This is a genomic window from Enterobacter cloacae complex sp. SYL003 (assembly GCF_049236925.1).
GTDB lineage: Bacteria > Pseudomonadota > Gammaproteobacteria > Enterobacterales > Enterobacteriaceae > Enterobacter > Enterobacter intestinihominis.
Genome location: NZ_JBMKJK010000006.1, coordinates 137,650 through 154,741, shown reverse-complemented (window position 1 = coordinate 154,741; position 17,092 = coordinate 137,650). Strand labels below are relative to the sequence as shown.

Genomic DNA, 17,092 nt, shown 5'->3' with positions numbered 1-17,092 from the left:
AAGAAAAGGTAGTGGCATGAACAATATTGAAACGCAGTTACTTGAATCAGGTTTCACCGTAAAGGAATTAGCGTATCTGAACCGAAACGTTAGCCGTTATGGTTCATCCCTGCTCGAGGTGGTGCTTGAGTTGGGCAAGCGTTTCATCATGGTACTGTGTATTACTGCGGCTGTGGCTCTGATTTTCCTGGCGCTTCTTTTTTTCGCTGAACATTACAATATTGTTTCCGGCGGTATTTCTCTTTTCATCGTATTGATTATTGCCTGGTTTTTTCAACCCCCAATCATTGCTTACAAAGCCTGGCGCTTCAGAAAGAAATACATTAGTTCTGGCCAGACGCATTAGAAATTAAATCAAACGAGACTTTTGCAGAGACACCCCAGCCGACAATTTTCATAGTGAGCGCTGCGCGATTCATTCCGTCGACTTTGCGGTAGAAATCCAGCGGGAGATAACGAAACAGACGCCATGATTCGGGTTTCCGGATGGCGCCAAATACCGTATAGACGCTTGCTGCCAGGCTTACGCTATTGAATACCCCAAGTGCTGATTCACGTTTAAATCCCATAAACTGAGCGATATCCATGACGCCATCTGCCAGCATACCTTCGGAGTTTGGTTGATGTTGAAGCGTTCTGTTAATTTCTTTTGAAATGGCATTTGCACCATCCATAACCAGAATCGCTCCTGCAAGCGCACCCACTGGATTCATTGTCATCATTGCACCAACACCTGCAACAATCTGTAACCCTGAAAGCACAACCTTAATCGATGAGATAACGTAACCGACGACTTTGTTATTTTCTTTAACCAGTTCAATCTGAGCAAAAAGCTGAGCTGTACGGGAGCGAAGCATTCTGCTTTGCTCAAGAAGACTTTCGTTCTCAGCCCGGATGTTTTTCAGGCATTCCATGCACTCCTCATCACTTCTGGCTGCCCGGGTAGCACTAAATTGTTGCATCACAAACTGCCGAATATCATCCATAAATTTAATCCGTGCGAGTCCGTCGCTGAGATGTTGCCCTCCGACAATATTCGCAGTATTGATGAGCTTGCGGGCTTCAAGATTTATCATTGTTTCAGCCCATGCGCGGGCGTTCTGACCAGGGAAAAGTACAATATCCATTTTAATTTTCTCATCTGATAACCAACGTTTACAGATTATCCTGGCATCAGAAACTGGCAACAATAAATTTGATAATCTGTCGCGAGCGCAGAATTCGCCGAAGGTATATACCGACGGAAATCATCTTCGTCGTTGATGGCGACCTTGAAAGTGGTGACTGCATAAAAGAAATGCATTACCCCAGCCGCTCCATCCGCGTCTCCCCCTCCACCATCGACAGCTGATACAGCGAAAACGATCGGTGCTTCTCAATCAACTGCGCCAGCTCCGGCGAGTGGCTGGTGAGCCAGATCTGCGAGTAGCGGCTGGCCTCGGCAATGAGGCTTGCCAGAGCGGGCAGCATCTGCGGATGCAGGCTGTTTTCCGGTTCGTTGAGGGCGATAAATGCGGGAGGGCGCGGGCTTAACAGCGCCACCGCCAGGCACAGAAAACGCAGCGTGCCGTCGGAGAACTCTGCCGGTTCCAGCGGTCTGCTTAGCCCCTCGCGCTGCATCATCATGCGGAAGCGCCCGCCGGTGTTGTCGCTGTAAAACACGCAGCCGGGGAAGGCCTGGTCGAGAATGCGCATCAGCAGCAGCTCGTCGCCAATTTCGACAATGGTCTGAAACGCGGCGGCCAGGTTCGCACCGTCGCTGGCCAGCACCGGGGAACGAAAACCCACCTGCGGCGCACGGATCGCCGAGCCGGATGAGACGGAAAACTCATGATAAAAGCGCCAGTTACGCAGGGACTCGCGCATCTGCGACACTTCGGGATAGAGGTGCGGTTCGCCGAGCTGCCCGAACACCGACTCGTTCTCATACAGCGTACCGCTGTGGGTCACTTTTTCGTGATGCACGTTGTTCAGGAAAACCGCCTGATTCTTACGCTTCATCAGCTGTGACGACGGACGACGGTGCTGGCCGCTCAGCCAGATAGCTTCCTCTTTGATCACCGGATCGAGCTGAAACTGTGAGGGATAGGGCAGCTTTTCCACGAACCCGACCTGAAGCTCATATTCATAGGTTTCCGTTTCCACCGCCAGGTTCATGCGCCGCAGCTGATCGCTGCGGGTTTTGCCCGCCCAGAACACTTTCAAAATCCCCCCCTCGTTTGCCAGCGCCTGGGAGAATTGCCCCTGCGCCGCGCTGTGCATCAGGTAAATCGCTTTATAAATATTGGATTTTCCGGTGCCGTTGGGGCCGAACACGATGTTGAGCTGTTCCAGCTCAAGCGACATATCGCGAATTGAGCGGTAGTTCTGAATATGCAGATTTTTGATCATCGGGGTACTCCGCTGTGCATGCTTGACCTGTACAGAATTACAGTATTTTACGCTGAGCGCAAAAAAAAGACGACAGTGAGGGTGTCGTCTAAACGGGGTACAGCTTTGGGCCTCTGTGGGTCAATGGGCCTTCGCTTCTTTCTTATCAGGTAACGGCCAGACGCAGACCCAAATCATCAGGATAGGGATCAAAGTAGTTTTGCGTCATCAGATACCGGTCAGGGTATTCAGCCAGATAATGCTTAAGCAGCGTCAGCGGCGCGAGTATCGGCAGCAGTCCGTCCCGGTAATGCAGGATCACATCACGCAGTTCTCCGCGCTGGCGGCTGTTCAGCTGGTTACGGAAATAGCCCTGGATGTGCATCAGCACGTTAGTGTGATTCTTCCGCGAAGCGGGTTTTTTCAGGATATTCATCAGTTTGTCGCGATAGGCCACGAAAAACGCGTCCAGATCGTCCCACTCATGCAGTGATGCCACAAACGGACCAATTTCACGGTAGCCTGCCTGATGGTGCGCCAGAAGCTGAAGCTTATAGCGGCTGTGAAAGTCCAGCAGGGCACGGCGCGTCAGGCCATTTTTACGCATTACGTTCAGTTCGTGGAGAGCAAAAACGCGCTCAACAAAGTTTTCCCGCAGTACCGGATCGTGCAGGCGACCGTCTTCTTCGACGGGCAGCCAGGGGAAAGTTTCAAGGAGGGCGGCGGTGAACAGCCCGACACCCTCCTTGCGGCCCCGGTTGCCGTTTTCGTCGTACAGCCGCACGCGCTCCATGCCGCAGCTAGGGGATTTTGCACAGACGATAAACCCTGACAGATCGCCGATTTTCGGCAGATAATCTGCCGTAAATGCGGCCATCTTCTGCGTGACGTCATCTTGCGGCGCTTTGCTGAATCGCATTTCTGTCTCGCCGCCGGTGGTCATCACCAGGCGCAGCGCCGGACGGGGCGTGGGCAGGCCGATAGCCATTTCAGGGCATACCGGGCGGAAAGCGACCCACTGCGCCAGCTCATCCATCACAAAGCCCATACGCTTATGTCCGCCGTCAAAGCGAACGGCGGAACCGGTCAAACATCCGCTAATACCCAGCACAGGTTTTGTTGTCATGATGTGCACCTCCCGATCTCATATCTAAAAGTTACACAACAATGCGTATTTGTCCAAGTATTGACGGGATTATTTTTTAATCGTCTTTAAAATCAAGAGCAATCAGCTGCCCTTGTAAGTTGAGTAACCGTACTGGCTGAGCAGAAGCGGGATGTGCAGTTTTTCATTGGTGCGGGTGACGGTGAACAGCACCGGCACTTCCGGGAAGAAGGAGTCCAGCTTTTTGCCGTGGAAGTAATCTGCGGTTTTGAAGGTCACTTTATACACGCCTGGCGCCATATCCTGATCCTGCGGATAGAGCGATTTGATGCGCCCGTCGTGGTCAGTTTTACCGCTGGCAATCGGGGTCCACTTGTTCTGCTCCTGCTTTTCCAGCGTGACGGCCACATCTGCTGGCGGCATACCGGTTTGCTGGTCCAGAACGTGGACGCTCAGGGTGCCTGCCGGGGCGCTGAACGCGGCAGGGGCGAAAGCCATTGTAGCCAGTATCATCAGAGGGAGTGTCTTTTTCATCGTGTTTTCCTGTTGAGTTGTCGGTGACAGGAAAACGTTAGCACTCGCTGCGCGAAAAAATATTCAACTTTTCGTGAAGTTTGCCACAGCAGAAAATAATCAGAGGATAATTACCTCAAGGGAAACCTGCTGCTGCCACTGCGCAACCTGCTTTTTCCGCGCGGCGGTAAGTTTACCGCTGGTAACCAGCAGCCATTTGCGATCCGGAAAAATTTCCGGGGCCAGCGCGGCAGGGGGAACCGGCAGTATGTCGATGCGGTGGCCCTGGCCGGTGCGCGTCAGAGCTTCAAGCCAGATCTCACACGGGTCGTTCAGATGCCAGCCGCTGATGAGGATATTATCGCCCGGCGCTTTTTTATCGCCCTCAAGGCAAAACGAGGTGTAGGCGATGAGGATGCCGTCGAGGATCTCACGCAGCGTCATGGCGGCGGCGACGTTGGCCGATATCTGGCTGCGCAACGGACGCAGCACGTTAGTGACCAGCTCTGGCCTTGGATATTCGCGTCCGGCGTCGTAAATCATCTGACGCAGGGATTCAATTTTCCCCTCCTGCAACTTTTGCAGCATGGCCTGTTGCAGGGTTTGCCAGTTATTGGCGCGGCGCGGCACAGGGCGTTCCAGCAGTGATTTTACCTGGCCGATGGGTACGCCTTTTTTAACCCAGTCGAGGATTTTCAGCGCCTGCTGAACGTCCTCATCGCTGTACAGGCGGTGACCGCCGTCCGTACGCTCGGGTTTGAGTAATCCATAGCGTCGCTGCCACGCCCGCAGCGTGGTGGCGGTGATGCCGCTGAGTCTGGCGAATTCGCCGATGGAGTAAGCCATGTCTGCATCCGAAGAGAAGGAGTAGTCTCAATATACTACGAATATTCCCCGACGGGATGAAGCGCCGCACGGGTGCGCTACACTTAACGTCCAACCGCGTAAATGAAAGGAGTTCTCATGAGGCTATGGCCTGTCGTTACCGGTGTCGCCATTGCGCTGACGCTGGTTGCCTGTAAATCTCCCACGCCGCCGAAAGGCGTGCAGCCCATTACCGGCTTTGATGCCAGCCGCTATCTCGGCAAATGGTATGAAGTCGCCCGACTGGAAAATCGCTTCGAGCGCGGTCTGGAACAGGTGACCGCGACGTACGGCAAGCGCAGCGATGGCGGTATCAGCGTACTGAATCGTGGCTATGATCCGGTGAAGAACAAGTGGAATGAGAGCGAAGGAAAGGCGTACTTTACCGGCGAACCGACTACGGCTGCGCTGAAGGTATCGTTCTTCGGCCCGTTCTACGGCGGCTATAACGTGATCAAGCTGGACGATAAGTACCAGTACGCGCTGGTCAGCGGCCCGAACCGCGACTACCTGTGGATTTTATCGCGCACCCCGACCATTCCGGAGGCGGTAAAACAGGACTACCTGAATACCGCACGCGATCTGGGATTCCGGGTCGATCAGCTGGTGTGGGTTAAACACTGACCTACTGATACGAAAACGTAATGCTCGCCAGGGCGTTAGCCGAGCCGGGGACCAGCTCTCCGGTTCGGATGTACTGCGCCTGGAACGGCAGCGATAGCGTTTGTGCTGCGCTGGTGGTCTGGATGAAAAACTGTCCCGTCGTGCCTGCGGCCGAGCTGTCTGGCCCCATCATCAGCGGCCCGGTACCGTTATAGAAAAACTGCACGCCAATGCCGGAGGCCGTGGAGTCCCCGGTCAGCGTCACGACCGACGAGGTATTTGACGGCGTGGTCTGATCGGTCATTACTGCGTTAACCGCCACGTTCTCATCGCAGGTCAGGCTGACGTTAAACGCCTCCGATGGCGAGGTGCTGCCTACGCTGGGTAGCGTGTGAACATCAATGGTGCCCAGGTCGACGTTGGCGCTTTTCGTGCCTACCGTGCAGCCGCTTGCCGTCACCGTGATGGTGGTCGGGTTGATGATCACCTGCGCAGTTTTCACTTCGTTGTTATAGGCCGTCAGGATCGCCGCGTTAATGGTGGGGGTCTGGTATACGCCGGATTTCAGCGGAACGCCGGTCTTGATAAACGTCACTTTTGCCGACCAGCCCAGTGTGGAGGCGTAACCGTTAGTCCCGTCGGCCGGATAACTCTGCGTAATGCCCGTCTGCATCGGGACATAGGTGGTGCCATTATAATCTTTAAGCCCAAGAATGAAGCCGATGCCGGGCACGCCCGTTTCAAATACCATGTAATTTGCACCATCAAGAATAACCGTGATGCCGGTGGCCGTTACGCTGCTGCTCGGCTCCAGCGTCCCTTTGGAGCAGGTAAAAACCAGGCCGCACCAGAACACTTCCGAGACGCTCGCAGTGGCGCTCCATTCAGAGCCGATCGTATTTCCGGGCACGATGGAGTCTGCCGGGCCGGACCATGACATGGGTGTTGGCGAAAGGGTGATATCCGATGTCCAGGAGAGGGCAAGCGCCTGAGAGGTCATGAAAAACAGGCCTAAAAACAGTAAACGCATTATTGATACTCCGTCGTCCAGGTCGCCACTGCCGAAACGTCTCCGGCATTGACCGGCGCACCCGTGGCGGCCAGTCGCGCATAGAAGGTCATTTTTACGCTGTCATCCCCCGCCGCGCCGTAAGCAGTGGTTTGGGTGTCCAGCGGGATAAGTACGCTGTCTTTATCCAGAATCTGCACCGCCACGCCGGTCGCGCCGCCGTCAGCGACTTTCAGAAGCTGCGGGTTTTCGTCATCCGGCGTACCGCTGAAGCGGATTTTCACGCCAGCAAAGGTAGGGCCGCACGCTTCAAGGGTGAGCGTGAAGGGCGTTTTGATATTGCTGACTGCCCCCGCCTCGCTAAATTGCTTCACGCCGAGGGTGCCCAGCGGCACGTTTTGCTCCTTCGAATCTTCCGAGACAATACAGGTATTGCCGATCACGTTGCCGGTCACGGAAACCAGCACGTCATAGCCGCGTACGGGGACGGTGATGAACATCAGCAGGATCAGGGGGAGAAACCGGACGGTTACTGACATATGACCTCCTGGGAATACAGCCCGGTGCGGGCCTGATAATTTTTCGGGTTCAACGCATAGCGGATCGTGCAGCGCTGGGCGCTGTCGCGTCCCCATACGGCATGCAATGTTCCCTTCGCTGACAGGCCGGTCAGATACACGCTGCCGCCATCGCCGACGATACCGCTGGCGTTGTCATCCTCTGACGAGACCAGCGTGCCGAAGGGGAGCACGTCTTTAGCGTGACGCACGATAAACATCGCTTTTGCCCCCTGACGCGTGGTGAGGGTGGCGCGAACCAGTGCCCCGTCGGTGGGGATTTTATTGGCGATGGCGTTCTCAAGCTCCACGTCATTGCCCACGGTGGTGACATCCAGCGCAACCTGATTAACGCGATACGGCGTGGCGTACGGGATCACCGCATAGCCCCGGCTGTCGGTTTTGATGCCCCTGTGGTTGAGCACGGCGACATGGCTGGCGCCTGGGGCTTTCACCAGGATATTGGTGTTCCCGAGCGGCTGGCTCAGCGTCAGGCCATCCTCATGCAGCACCGCACCGCCGCTCATCCCGTAGCTGAGGTTGCGGGAGTCACCGGCGTAGCTGTAGCCCAGGTTATAGTCTCCCCACGCGCCCTCGTATTGCAGCGCGGCATCGCCGCCGTAGTGCTGCTGCGCGCTGTAGCGCTGGTTGACGCTATAGAAAAGATTCTCCTGTCCTGGCAGATAACCACTGACACCGGTACTCGCGGTGGTGCCAGCGGGATCCGCATGGGTAGCGGTAAAACGGAGACGGGTCGACAGCGCCGGGTTACCCAGCGGCACCGACAGGGACAACGCAAGGATATTGTCTTTCTTGTTGTCGTACAGGCTAGAGCTACGCTGGGCGCTGATGCCAAGCGACAGATTACGAAACGTTGCGTTCCACGCGAACTGCAAACTTTGCGTGGTTTTTGACGTATTCCAGTAGGTTTGTTGATCCCAGGACAGAGACAGCGCGCCGTATTCGCCCATCGGCTGCGACAACAGCAGCTGATTTTTTGCTTTACGCGACATATGCAGGTTGTAAACCGTGTCGTAGTGAGTGGTGACGGTGCCATCGTCTTCCACGGTCTGTTCTGGCGCTCCGCCCGCCATGCCTTTGTAAGTGGTATCGCTGAGAGTATAAAACCCTGCCGTTGAGTAACGCAGCGAGAAGAAATTGACCCGCGTACCGATATCGTTCAGCAGCTTGCTGTACCGCAGGCGCACCGAATCCCCGGTGTAGTGCTGATTATCAGCCAGCTGGCTGCGGGCATGGGTGAGGTCGAGGGAGTAGGCGCCAAAGCGGCCGAGATTCTGCCCGATACCGAAGGCCAGGCCGTTGTAGCGATCGGAAAACTGCGCCCCGCCATAAAACGTGAGACCGTATCGCCAGCCCAGGAACAGCTCGCCCTGCGCGAAGGAGGACGAGATCTGATTGCCCGCAGGGCGGTATTTCCCGGCCCCCAGAGCATATTTCACCTGACCGTTACGCACCAGATTCGGCACGCTGGCAAAGGGCAGGGTGTATTGCGTCTGGCTGCCGTCGCTCTCCTGAATGGTGACCGCGAGATCGCCGCCGGAAGAGGTTGGATAGAGATCTTTCAGCACAAACGCCCCCGGCGGAACCGAGGTTTGATAGATAACGTTACCGTTCTGGCGAACCGTCACCGTGGCATTGCTGCGCGCGATGCCGCGCACTTCAGGCGCGTAACCGCTCAGGCTGGCGGGCAACATATTGTCATCGGTCTTCAGGGCAATCCCACGCAGGCCAACGGCGTCAAACACCTGCGATGAGGTGAACGTTTCACCGGCATAAACCTGGGCACGCAGGGCGCGGATATCCCGCTGTAGCCAGGTCTGGACGTGGGTGAGCTCGTTACTCTCTTTGGTCCACGTGGTGAAATCACGCAGCCGCCATGCGCCCAGGTTGGCGCCGCTGTTCAGGCTCACAAACAGCTGTTGTTCCCGCGTGCGCGTCTCGCCCCGGTAGTCATTATTCGCGCCATTGACCACATAGTTCAGCCACGCGGCAGGGATGCCGGATTCCCAGCTCTCCGGGCTGACGTACCCGCGCGGCAGAGCGCGCATCGCGCTTTGCGGTACGGTGAAGTTGAGGGTAAGCGTCCTCTGGTCAAAATCAAACCGGGTATCGGCGAACGACCGGGTTAAAAAAATGCAGCGCTGCGCAGGCGACAGCTCACCCCCTTTCGCCTGACGGCTGTCGATGCCAAGTGCGGCGAATTGCGCAGGCGTAAGGCACGGCAGGGCTTCACCGGCGGTGTTTTCAGCGACGCGAAACGTGACGTTACCTGTGAACGCGAACTGGGTGTTGATATACACGTTAAGATTGTACTCGCCCGGCGGCAACGCGCTCCCGGCGTTGACCCAGGCGAGATCGGCACTGTTGGCGCGCTCGCCGTTGAGAAACGCAGGATTAAAGTGCAGCTCGCTTTCGGCAGCCACGGCTTGCCGAATCACCAGGGCGATCGCCGTGGCGCACAGGATTTTAATTTTCATGTGGTCACGCCTTACTGTTTTTATTATTGGGACAATGACGTGCGGGTGACGGGCGTCCAGGCCCCATAATCGTTAATCGTCTGGTAGCTCATGCTGCTCGCATGGCTGAAGGTGTCTGCCAGCGTCACGCTGGTTTTCGGCGGCACCATGACGGGCGACACCGGCCTGCCATCAATTTTCAGGTTAATGGTGGTGAGGTAATACGGCGTTGGGTTGGTCAGCGTGACCTTGCCCGCGCGGTAGGCGCCGGCAAGGTTTTTCCATGCCTCTCCTGCGCCTTCCCGAAGCGACTCAGGGCGATAAAAGACCTTGATGCGGTTGGCAGAGGCGAATTGCAGCGAATTGCCGGAACCGTTTTTAACCTGCTGTGGGATAGCTTTGACCGTCATCCAGTACAGCGTTTCGCGATCGGCTGGCAGGGCGTTGCCGCTGAACATGATTTTCACCGCGCTTTCGCTGGCGGGCTTCATGACGTACAGCGGCGGCGTGATGACGAAGTCGTTGGTACGGCTCCCTTTCTCGTCTTCCATCCATGACTGGATCAGGAACGTGGCATCAGGGTGGGTATTTCTTACCTGCATCATCGTCTGTGTCGTCGCGCCTGCGTAGACCAGCCGCGTTGCACCCAACCCCACGCCGCCTGCATACACGGCGGATGAACATAACGTGCCAGCCAGACAAATCCATGTGTTTACGCGCATTGTGCGTCTCCTGAAAGCTGAGTCAGACCCGGCCAGCAGACCGGGCCTGAAGATTACGAATAGGTCACGGTGTAGGTTGCGACCGCGCTGGCATCACCCGCCGTGGCGTTGCCCAGTGGGGAGTAATATTTCGCGCTGAAGTTCAGGGTGTTCGCCCCCGCACGCAGGGGGATCGCTGCTGCCGGCTCACCCAGCCTGACGACGTTGCCCTGTTCATCATAAAGACGGATAGCGACATGCTGCGCCGAGCCCGCGCCGCCGTTTACTCCCGCGGCCAGGCTATTCACATCGGTACTGTCCGGCGTACCGGTGAAGGTGATAGCCACAGTCGTTGCGGCAATGGGGTTATCTTCCGTGGACGCGGAGGTATCGGCGATTTCGCAATCTTCCAGCGTGATGGAGAAGGCTTTTGCGGTACTGGCTTCACTGCCTGCGGCAGCCAGCGTGGCGGTACGCACTTCACCCATGTCGACGTCGATATTCGCGCTACCGGCGCTGATGGCACAGGCGGAGGTCACCACTTTACCGCTAAAGTTAACCGTGCCGCCGCTGGTGGTGGCGGCCAGTGCTGAGCCCGCTGGCAGCAGGGCGGCAATGCTTAATGCCAGCAGAGAATGACAAGTAAGGCGTGCTTTCATTTCATGGTTCCTTGGTTTTTTTATTACGAGATTTGCTCTGAAAGCGGCAGGTCTAACTGGTTAAAAAGACCAGCAAATCTGTCTTATTCCTGAGCCCGAGTTTTCTTATCGCTGAGCTTTTTAAAGCGCTCACGCGGCGATAAGAAAGTTTCTCCAGTTCTGCGATGTAACGTATATCCAGTCCGTTCCTGAGTTCCTTTAATACCCTCCTTTCTCCAGGCGTCAGCGATAACGCCGCTGGCTGCTTTTGGGGCCGATAATGGCTATCGACCATTTTTGCTAGCTTTATCCGCCACTGATAAACCGTGTTCTGTAGCGAGATATAGGCATCAATATCTTCCCTGGCCCATAACAGGGAATGGGCAGAGGTTGAGTACAGGCAGATAATCACCTCAGGATGCGTGGCTTTGATTTTTTTTAAATATTTCAGTGAGCCATACCCTGTATGGTATTTCTCTGTGCCGGATATAAATAAGATATCGATACGAATCGATGAGAGCGCCTTATCCAGTTCCTGATAACCTCCTTCGATGATAATGATGTGAAGGTCGTCGCGGATGCTGCGTAATAACGTTTTAATGCCGTTTCTTGCATAATGATCGCCGCCCATCAATGCAACAGTAATTTGCTGTGTTATTTGGTTATTGTTCGTCATGTTATTCCTCGATTTATAATAGTAATCAGGCGAATTATTTATAAGGGTATCGCCAGTATTCTCGAAGCAATGACGTATTGCATAGTGTAGGCCTACTATACGTCGGCCAATAAAGAGGTAATCTGAATTAATCTAAAATTGTATTAATTACTAAGATCGAGACCGGTTACGACGCTTCCCTCTGATTGGTCTTATTCCGCTTCGCTTTCTGTAAATTATGATAGCCGCTATTTTTAATGAAAATTTAGCTTTGATAAATGTTTTGTAAGGAGTTTGTCGTCTGGTGTCAGTGCGGGTGTGAAGTTGCTGACGGGGAATAACAATTTACGAATGTTATCATCGATAAAAACTGATAGAGAGGTGGGTGAAAAGCATACAAAAACCATGTAACTTATTGATATTTGTAAGGTTGAGAAAGCTTAAGGCTTAAGAGTACTGAATATTTCAGACACGCATGTCCGTGGCGTACAATGTTTTTTTATGTAGATATTTGTCAATGTCAAGAGGCGAGGAGTGCGCCAAAAGGAGAGGCTCAGATAAAAGAGATGCTGTCGATAGTCAGATACTTCTGTGGAGCGGAAATTCACTTCACAAAACATCATAATGAGGATGATCGCGGATGAATCGGCTCTGCAAGCCGCATTCTACAAGGGTTGAGTTCTTATGCAGGTTCAGTGAAGCTTAAGGGATGAAATATAAATTAAGATTTTTCGCCAATGGCGAAGATATACAGCATGCTGTTAATCAGTCACATTAATCCCGACGCGAATGTCATCACATACATGCGGTGACTCAGGTTCAACATCTGTTAACCGGAGAATTCATACTGCCCCTATGCATAAGCATTACATTATAAATAATATCGTCGAATTTCATCCTGCGGCCAGCACGTTACGTGATATCAACAATCCTGACCGTGTGGTTGTGTTAAATTCGCCAGCAGGCCGATGCCTGTTGTTATTAATCGACAGAGCGGGGTCGATTGTCACTCAGCAAGAGTTCCTTGATATTGTCTGGCAAAGCCGCGGCATGCTTGTCTCCTCCAATACCTATTACCAGAACATCTCCATTCTGCGCAAAGGGCTCAAAAAGATTGGTTTTGAAACTGACCCTATCGTTACCATTCCCCGGATTGGGCTGACGCTGGCAAGCGACACGCAAATAACTGTCAGAGAGTCTTCACCCGTCGCGCCTCAACCCGCAGAGGGACAATGTATGGAGGCGCCAGCGATCGAGGAGGTCTCTGCATCCTCCGCGCCAGCAGCGCCCGTTGCCAGGAAGCCCACGCGCTGGCTGGCTGTCGTCATGGGGCTATTGGTCATCCTGGCCGGGGCAGGCGTGACGGGATATATGAGCGCCAGGGAAAACCGTTTTGTTGAGGATTACCGTTTTGCGGCATCCGTCGGGGCCTGTCGCGTTTATCTTGCGAACGACATTCAGACTCACGCTGAACGCGCTTCCGCGCTGACCTATGTAGAACAATTCAAGGCTGAATGCGCGCAATATCCCTGGGTTTACATCAGCTGGTACGCCCTGCTTCCTCGTGCGTCGGTTATTCGCTGCGACCGGCCAATGAAAGAACCGAACCGCTGTATATCTGATTATTTCCTGAAGGATAGCTAGCATGACTCGTTTTCGGCAGATGCTGTATGTCATCGTGACGGGCCTCGTCACGGCAGGCGTGCTGACGGGCTATTACCTGTGGCACCGATCTTACGTTCAGCCTTTTTCATGCCAGGCTAATCTGGTACAGCACCATCCGGATGAGACGCTGACGGTCTGGCTGAATTACACCTTCGACGGGAAATTCGGCACCCTGAGCATGAATGGCCGGGCAAAGAGCGATCCGGGTAAAACCATCGACAGGAAAATTTCCTTTCGGGTGGAGAGAAAAGATCGCCTCTATTTGCTGACGTCAGAAAAAAATATGACGTTCCCGGACGATAATGTTGAAGACAGCTGGCTGGAAAAATATGAACCGCAATTTTTTGTCTATCCGGGCAAGAGTATTTATATGCGTATCAATGAACAACATAATGGTAACTATATCTTTACCTTAGGAACATTACCGACATATGTGTGTCGTGGTTCAAAAAAAGAATGATGTAAACGAGAAAAGCATTATATTTTCCTCCCGTCTCATTTATGCTTGATTTAAAATATCAGGATTATCTTAGAAATATAAAGTGCGACAGATCATGTTGCGATAATGTAATTAATTTTAAATTTGGCAAGTAAATGAAAAGTGTATTTGACTCCTCCGATGGGGGGAAATCAGTACCGGAAAAGTGTCTGCATATTGGGTTGATATTATGGCCCCGTTATTCACTCCTGGCCGTCTCTGGGTTGCTGGAGGCGCTGCGTTATGCAGCGAAAGCGCAGGATAAATTAGCATTTAAAATCAGCCTGATAAGTGAGTTTCCTGATATCCCGATTATCAGCAATGCGGGAATAATCATGAGACCGGATTCCCCCCATGCCCCGCCGGAAAGTTTTAACTACCTTGCTGTTATCGGCGGTGAATTGCAGTATCTGGACTTAGGATATCAGGGGGATAAAGCGTATCTGGCACATGCCCACCATGCCGGGGTTCCGCTCATTGGCATTGGCACCGGCAGTTTTGTCCTCGCACAGGAAGGATTGCTGAATGAACGACGAGCGTCCATCCATCCTTTCCACCTTGATGCATTTCGGCAGGCTTTCCCGCTGGTTTATGCTGAGCAAGGGTATGATTTCATCGACGATGGCGATGTGCTGACCTGCCCGGGCGGTATTTCCACCCTGACGCTGGCAACTGAGCTTATCCGCGCCCATGCCGGGGATGATATCGCCAGCACCACCTGTCAGCGTTTGTCGCTCGTTCCGCATGAAATTGCCACCCCACGTCCGGCGAATCTTGCGCTTATCCCTGACTCGCGGTTGCGCCGCGCCGTCATGCTGATAGAACAGTTCCTGACCCGGCCGCTCACCACCGCCGGGCTTGCGCGAGAAGTGGCATTGAGTGAACGCCAGCTCAACCGTCTGTTCCACGCAGAATTCGGCAAAACGGCCCGCGAATTTATCCGCAGCGCCAGACTGCGCTATGCTTGCTGGCTGCTGAAGAACTCGCAGCAAAGCGTGACGGATATTGCGCAGCGGATGGGGTTCAGCGACTGCGCGCACTTTATTCGTCATTTTCAGACGGAGTATGGTTGTACGCCTGGGGTGTGGCGCACGTCGCAGAATTAATTTTCTGAGGTGGATGTAAAATGCGGCTTCTATAGTTGCGCCATCAACTACAGATACAATCGCGCTAGAGATGAAACGCAACCTGCTTGCCAGTGGGTAGTTCCACGTTAATGCTAAGTTTTCCGCCCATCGCTTCGATGTAACGCTTAAGCGTAGCAATCTTCAGATCGTTTCCACGCTGCTCCAGCTGTGTTACCGCAGGTTGACTTACGCCCATAAGATCGGCGACATGTTTTTGCGAAAGCTGGAGCTCTTCACGCAGAAGTTGCAGACCGGTTTCGAGGAACATTTCCTCTGCCATCTCCTGAATGCGCTGTTGGCTTTCCGGTGAGCGTGACGCAATCACTTCATTTAAGGTTTTCACTTGGCTGCCTCGCTGGCAGTTGTTCGATAAAACCGAACAACTGCATTTTCGACCCGTCCACCCTTATCAGAAATGCTTCATAAGGATAATGTCTGTAAGCTCGTAGTATGCCAGAAACAGCCGCTAAGCCAGGTGGTTTGTATTTGATTTTGCGAGGCGCTTTCCAGCATGTGGAATTTGGATCGCTGCAAGCGCGTCCTCTATCTCAATAAGCTTTGCTTTCGTCCGTTTATAATCGTCCTGCAAACGCTGCTCCTGCTCGTTATACGCCACCAGAACGATGCATCCTTTCATGACCTTTACCGTGACCTGCTGTCCAGTATCAAACCCCGCCGCGCGCAGCCACTTGCCGGAAAGGATGATTCTCGGCGTAGATTTGTCGTAAACATTCGGGCGGTATCCCACAATTAACGAATGCTCGGTTCCGGATTGGTCGGTGTCTGGGGTAGAATGCGAATCAGCCATAATCAACTCCTTGATAGTTGGTGAGGTTAGACGCCCTTTAGTGCTCCAACACTGCGGGGCGTTGCAGAATTCCGAATCCATGTGGTAGGTACCACATGAAGATAAATTAACCGAAGTGGTACCTACCATGCAAGAAAAAAAGAAACCAAATTTTGACCGTACCAAAAGCACGATGAAGAACATCCGTTTTGAGGATGAGCTTTTGGAACAGATTGAGAAGGCTGCGGGTAAAGGGAATTTTAGTAAGTGGGTGAAAGAGGCTTGTAGGCTTAGGTTAACTAAAAATTACTAAGTTCTTATCAAGATAACCTCAATGGAGAATAGTATGTTAATACAATCAGAGGCATTAAAACTGCTTGAGTCAACTTTAAATGATTTAGAGTCCCCCAAAGGAACAATTTTTTCGGCAATTCAAAAATTATATAGAGCCGCTGATTTAGTTGAAGATGAAGATATTAAAAAGTGGTGTGCAATACAATTGGCTGATCAAAAATACACTGATCCTTTAGGGAGGCTTTTAAATCTTTATAGGGAAATACATGGTAAGAAAAAAGGAACAAAAATCTATGATGAACTTTCTACTAAAATAACCGCTCAATATGAAGATTTGAAGAAATTAGGTCTTAATAAGAAACATTTCAACACTGAAGAATTAAATTCAAAATATAATGAATCTGGGGGTGGTTATGTTGGAATAGGTTTTTTAGAAGAAAGATATTTTGATCTGGTAAGGCTTAAAGATGGAAATGATGGAACTTATTATAAAAATGATCTCTATAAACATTTAAGCTATGTTAGGAAACTTGCACATGAATATGCTAAAGAGTTATTCAAAAGATTAAAGTTTTCAGGAACAGTTAAAAGTTGTTTTGATACTCTAAAAGATGCTGTAGATGATAGATTACTTGAAATAAAAGAAGAGCTAGGTGAGCAGTTAATGCTAGCCTTCAAAGCTCTTTCTTCAGATAAACCAGAAGAATGGTCACATGCTTTGACATCTTGTCGCCGCTTAATAGAAGGTTTAGCTGATGAGTTATATCCGCCCAGCGAGGAGAAAAGAAATGGGAGAGCTTTGGGTAAAGGGCAGTATATAAATAGATTGTGGGCTTTTATGGATGATTCAATAACATCTTCCAGTAATAAAGATTTGGCTAAGTCTCATGTTGATTACTTAGGTGCATGGCTGCAAGGTTCTTATAAGCTAACAAATAAAGGGGTTCATTCAGAGTTAACTCAAATAGAAGCTACAAAAGCCGTATTTCATACATATTTAATGATTTCTGATATCCTTGAGTATATAAACTTAGAAAAACATAGGAATGGGAAGAAAAACATTAACGAAGCGTCTATTGATGAATTGGAGGTTATACTTGATGTTAAAAGGGGGATTGCCAAAAATATAGTGAAAAAAAGAATAGAAAATGGGATGTTAACTCTTGAAATGATAAAAGATGTCCCCGGAGTGGGACCAAAAATTTTGTCAAAAATTCAAGCTGAATTTGATATTTAAAATTTTGCATAA

General features: G+C 52.0%; 20 protein-coding genes. 7 read left to right on the top strand and 13 right to left on the bottom strand.

The window, feature by feature from the left end:
* Nucleotides 1-16: 16 nt before the first annotated feature.
* The gene (locus ACOT1A_RS09990) at nt 17-346 is read left to right on the top strand and encodes a hypothetical protein (protein WP_022646592.1); all 330 of its coding nucleotides are present in this window, start codon (nt 17-19) and stop codon (nt 344-346) included.
* On the opposite strand, the gene ACOT1A_RS09985 is transcribed toward ACOT1A_RS09990, so the two are convergent.
* The 5 genes from ACOT1A_RS09985 to ACOT1A_RS09965 form a co-directional block, all read right to left on the bottom strand.
* Nucleotides 324-1,127: a DUF4225 domain-containing protein gene (locus tag ACOT1A_RS09985; RefSeq protein WP_022646593.1), complete on the bottom strand. Its 804-nt coding sequence runs from the start codon at nt 1,125-1,127 to the stop codon at nt 324-326. The genes ACOT1A_RS09990 and ACOT1A_RS09985 overlap by 23 nt on opposite strands.
* A gap of 175 nt (nt 1,128-1,302) precedes the next feature.
* Nucleotides 1,303-2,391, bottom strand: coding sequence for an AAA family ATPase (locus ACOT1A_RS09980; RefSeq protein ID WP_023298997.1), 1,089 nt, complete (start codon nt 2,389-2,391; stop codon nt 1,303-1,305).
* 145 nt (nt 2,392-2,536) lie between these two features.
* Complete coding sequence (locus ACOT1A_RS09975) at nt 2,537-3,496, bottom strand: YbgA family protein (RefSeq protein WP_126314414.1); 960 nt, start codon at nt 3,494-3,496, stop codon at nt 2,537-2,539.
* A 102-nt stretch (nt 3,497-3,598) separates the two neighbouring features.
* Nucleotides 3,599-4,009, bottom strand: a complete 411-nt coding sequence (gene uraH / locus ACOT1A_RS09970; protein WP_046621820.1) for a hydroxyisourate hydrolase — start codon at nt 4,007-4,009, stop codon at nt 3,599-3,601.
* Nucleotides 4,010-4,108: 99 nt separating this feature from the next.
* Nucleotides 4,109-4,834 (bottom strand): MerR family transcriptional regulator, encoded by a 726-nt coding sequence (locus ACOT1A_RS09965; RefSeq protein ID WP_022646597.1) that lies wholly within the window; start codon nt 4,832-4,834, stop codon nt 4,109-4,111.
* A gap of 117 nt (nt 4,835-4,951) precedes the next feature.
* Here ACOT1A_RS09965 and ACOT1A_RS09960 point away from each other — a divergent pair, with 117 nt between their 5' ends.
* The gene (locus ACOT1A_RS09960; protein WP_022646598.1) at nt 4,952-5,476 is read left to right on the top strand and encodes a lipocalin family protein; all 525 of its coding nucleotides are present in this window, start codon (nt 4,952-4,954) and stop codon (nt 5,474-5,476) included.
* 1 nt (nt 5,477) lies between these two features.
* On the opposite strand, the gene ACOT1A_RS09955 is transcribed toward ACOT1A_RS09960, so the two are convergent.
* From ACOT1A_RS09955 to ACOT1A_RS09930, 6 genes are read right to left on the bottom strand one after another with little or no spacing between them, the layout of a single operon-like run.
* Entirely contained in the window at nt 5,478-6,485 is a 1,008-nt protein-coding gene (locus ACOT1A_RS09955; RefSeq protein WP_022646599.1) for a fimbrial protein, read from the bottom strand.
* Nucleotides 6,485-7,003, bottom strand: a complete 519-nt coding sequence (locus tag ACOT1A_RS09950; RefSeq protein WP_038415006.1) for a fimbrial protein — start codon at nt 7,001-7,003, stop codon at nt 6,485-6,487. Before ACOT1A_RS09950 ends, ACOT1A_RS09955 begins: the two co-directional genes overlap by 1 nt.
* Nucleotides 6,994-9,519 (bottom strand): fimbria/pilus outer membrane usher protein, encoded by a 2,526-nt coding sequence (locus ACOT1A_RS09945; RefSeq protein WP_045308232.1) that lies wholly within the window; start codon nt 9,517-9,519, stop codon nt 6,994-6,996. The genes ACOT1A_RS09950 and ACOT1A_RS09945 overlap by 10 nt, the downstream gene beginning before the upstream one ends.
* 23 nt (nt 9,520-9,542) lie before the next feature.
* Nucleotides 9,543-10,220, bottom strand: coding sequence for a fimbrial biogenesis chaperone (locus ACOT1A_RS09940; RefSeq protein ID WP_023299001.1), 678 nt, complete (start codon nt 10,218-10,220; stop codon nt 9,543-9,545).
* A 53-nt stretch (nt 10,221-10,273) separates the two neighbouring features.
* Entirely contained in the window at nt 10,274-10,858 is a 585-nt protein-coding gene (locus ACOT1A_RS09935; RefSeq protein WP_023299002.1) for a fimbrial protein, read from the bottom strand.
* A 52-nt stretch (nt 10,859-10,910) separates the two neighbouring features.
* Complete coding sequence (locus tag ACOT1A_RS09930; RefSeq protein ID WP_045308231.1) at nt 10,911-11,513, bottom strand: helix-turn-helix domain-containing protein; 603 nt, start codon at nt 11,511-11,513, stop codon at nt 10,911-10,913.
* Nucleotides 11,514-12,347: 834 nt separating this feature from the next.
* Here ACOT1A_RS09930 and ACOT1A_RS09925 point away from each other — a divergent pair.
* From ACOT1A_RS09925 to ACOT1A_RS09915, 3 genes are all read left to right on the top strand, one after another.
* Nucleotides 12,348-13,136, top strand: coding sequence for a winged helix-turn-helix domain-containing protein (locus ACOT1A_RS09925; protein WP_126291583.1), 789 nt, complete (start codon nt 12,348-12,350; stop codon nt 13,134-13,136).
* 1 nt (nt 13,137) lies between these two features.
* The gene (locus ACOT1A_RS09920; RefSeq protein ID WP_022646606.1) at nt 13,138-13,617 is read left to right on the top strand and encodes a hypothetical protein; all 480 of its coding nucleotides are present in this window, start codon (nt 13,138-13,140) and stop codon (nt 13,615-13,617) included.
* Between the two features lie 353 nt (nt 13,618-13,970).
* Complete coding sequence (locus ACOT1A_RS09915) at nt 13,971-14,741, top strand: GlxA family transcriptional regulator (protein WP_237765595.1); 771 nt, start codon at nt 13,971-13,973, stop codon at nt 14,739-14,741.
* Between the two features lie 64 nt (nt 14,742-14,805).
* Here the strand turns inward: ACOT1A_RS09915 and ACOT1A_RS09910 are convergent, their stop codons facing one another.
* Together ACOT1A_RS09910 and ACOT1A_RS09905 are read right to left on the bottom strand one after the other, a co-directional pair.
* Nucleotides 14,806-15,105: a helix-turn-helix domain-containing protein gene (locus ACOT1A_RS09910; protein WP_023299004.1), complete on the bottom strand. Its 300-nt coding sequence runs from the start codon at nt 15,103-15,105 to the stop codon at nt 14,806-14,808.
* A 123-nt stretch (nt 15,106-15,228) separates the two neighbouring features.
* A complete protein-coding gene (locus ACOT1A_RS09905; RefSeq protein ID WP_063150631.1) occupies nt 15,229-15,570 on the bottom strand; it encodes a SymE family type I addiction module toxin in 342 nt (113 codons plus the stop codon).
* A 127-nt stretch (nt 15,571-15,697) separates the two neighbouring features.
* Here ACOT1A_RS09905 and ACOT1A_RS09900 point away from each other — a divergent pair, with 127 nt between their 5' ends.
* Both ACOT1A_RS09900 and ACOT1A_RS09895 read left to right on the top strand, forming a co-directional pair.
* A complete protein-coding gene (locus ACOT1A_RS09900; RefSeq protein WP_155024886.1) occupies nt 15,698-15,862 on the top strand; it encodes a YlcI/YnfO family protein in 165 nt (54 codons plus the stop codon).
* A 33-nt stretch (nt 15,863-15,895) separates the two neighbouring features.
* Nucleotides 15,896-17,080: a helix-hairpin-helix domain-containing protein gene (locus tag ACOT1A_RS09895; protein ID WP_155024885.1), complete on the top strand. Its 1,185-nt coding sequence runs from the start codon at nt 15,896-15,898 to the stop codon at nt 17,078-17,080.
* Nucleotides 17,081-17,092 lie beyond the last annotated feature (12 nt).

Bases quoted from the DNA above. Each gene is read 5' to 3' on its own strand.
- ACOT1A_RS09980 (WP_023298997.1), bottom strand. From the start codon at position 2,391: ATGATCAAAAATCTGCATATTCAGAACTACCGCTCAATTCGCGATATG.
- ACOT1A_RS09930 (WP_045308231.1), bottom strand. From the start codon at position 11,513: ATGACGAACAATAACCAAATAACACAGCAAATTACTGTTGCATTGATG.
- ACOT1A_RS09965 (WP_022646597.1), bottom strand. From the start codon at position 4,834: ATGGCTTACTCCATCGGCGAATTCGCCAGACTCAGCGGCATCACCGCC.
- ACOT1A_RS09960 (WP_022646598.1), top strand. From the start codon at position 4,952: ATGAGGCTATGGCCTGTCGTTACCGGTGTCGCCATTGCGCTGACGCTG.
- ACOT1A_RS09905 (WP_063150631.1), bottom strand. From the start codon at position 15,570: ATGGCTGATTCGCATTCTACCCCAGACACCGACCAATCCGGAACCGAG.
- ACOT1A_RS09945 (WP_045308232.1), bottom strand. From the start codon at position 9,519: ATGAAAATTAAAATCCTGTGCGCCACGGCGATCGCCCTGGTGATTCGG.
- ACOT1A_RS09975 (WP_126314414.1), bottom strand. From the start codon at position 3,496: ATGACAACAAAACCTGTGCTGGGTATTAGCGGATGTTTGACCGGTTCC.
- ACOT1A_RS09940 (WP_023299001.1), bottom strand. From the start codon at position 10,220: ATGCGCGTAAACACATGGATTTGTCTGGCTGGCACGTTATGTTCATCC.
- ACOT1A_RS09950 (WP_038415006.1), bottom strand. From the start codon at position 7,003: ATGTCAGTAACCGTCCGGTTTCTCCCCCTGATCCTGCTGATGTTCATC.
- ACOT1A_RS09895 (WP_155024885.1), top strand. From the start codon at position 15,896: ATGTTAATACAATCAGAGGCATTAAAACTGCTTGAGTCAACTTTAAAT.
- ACOT1A_RS09955 (WP_022646599.1), bottom strand. From the start codon at position 6,485: ATGCGTTTACTGTTTTTAGGCCTGTTTTTCATGACCTCTCAGGCGCTT.
- ACOT1A_RS09985 (WP_022646593.1), bottom strand. From the start codon at position 1,127: ATGGATATTGTACTTTTCCCTGGTCAGAACGCCCGCGCATGGGCTGAA.
- ACOT1A_RS09935 (WP_023299002.1), bottom strand. From the start codon at position 10,858: ATGAAAGCACGCCTTACTTGTCATTCTCTGCTGGCATTAAGCATTGCC.
- ACOT1A_RS09915 (WP_237765595.1), top strand. From the start codon at position 13,971: ATGAGACCGGATTCCCCCCATGCCCCGCCGGAAAGTTTTAACTACCTT.
- ACOT1A_RS09900 (WP_155024886.1), top strand. From the start codon at position 15,698: ATGCAAGAAAAAAAGAAACCAAATTTTGACCGTACCAAAAGCACGATG.
- uraH (WP_046621820.1), bottom strand. From the start codon at position 4,009: ATGAAAAAGACACTCCCTCTGATGATACTGGCTACAATGGCTTTCGCC.
- ACOT1A_RS09925 (WP_126291583.1), top strand. From the start codon at position 12,348: ATGCATAAGCATTACATTATAAATAATATCGTCGAATTTCATCCTGCG.
- ACOT1A_RS09920 (WP_022646606.1), top strand. From the start codon at position 13,138: ATGACTCGTTTTCGGCAGATGCTGTATGTCATCGTGACGGGCCTCGTC.
- ACOT1A_RS09990 (WP_022646592.1), top strand. From the start codon at position 17: ATGAACAATATTGAAACGCAGTTACTTGAATCAGGTTTCACCGTAAAG.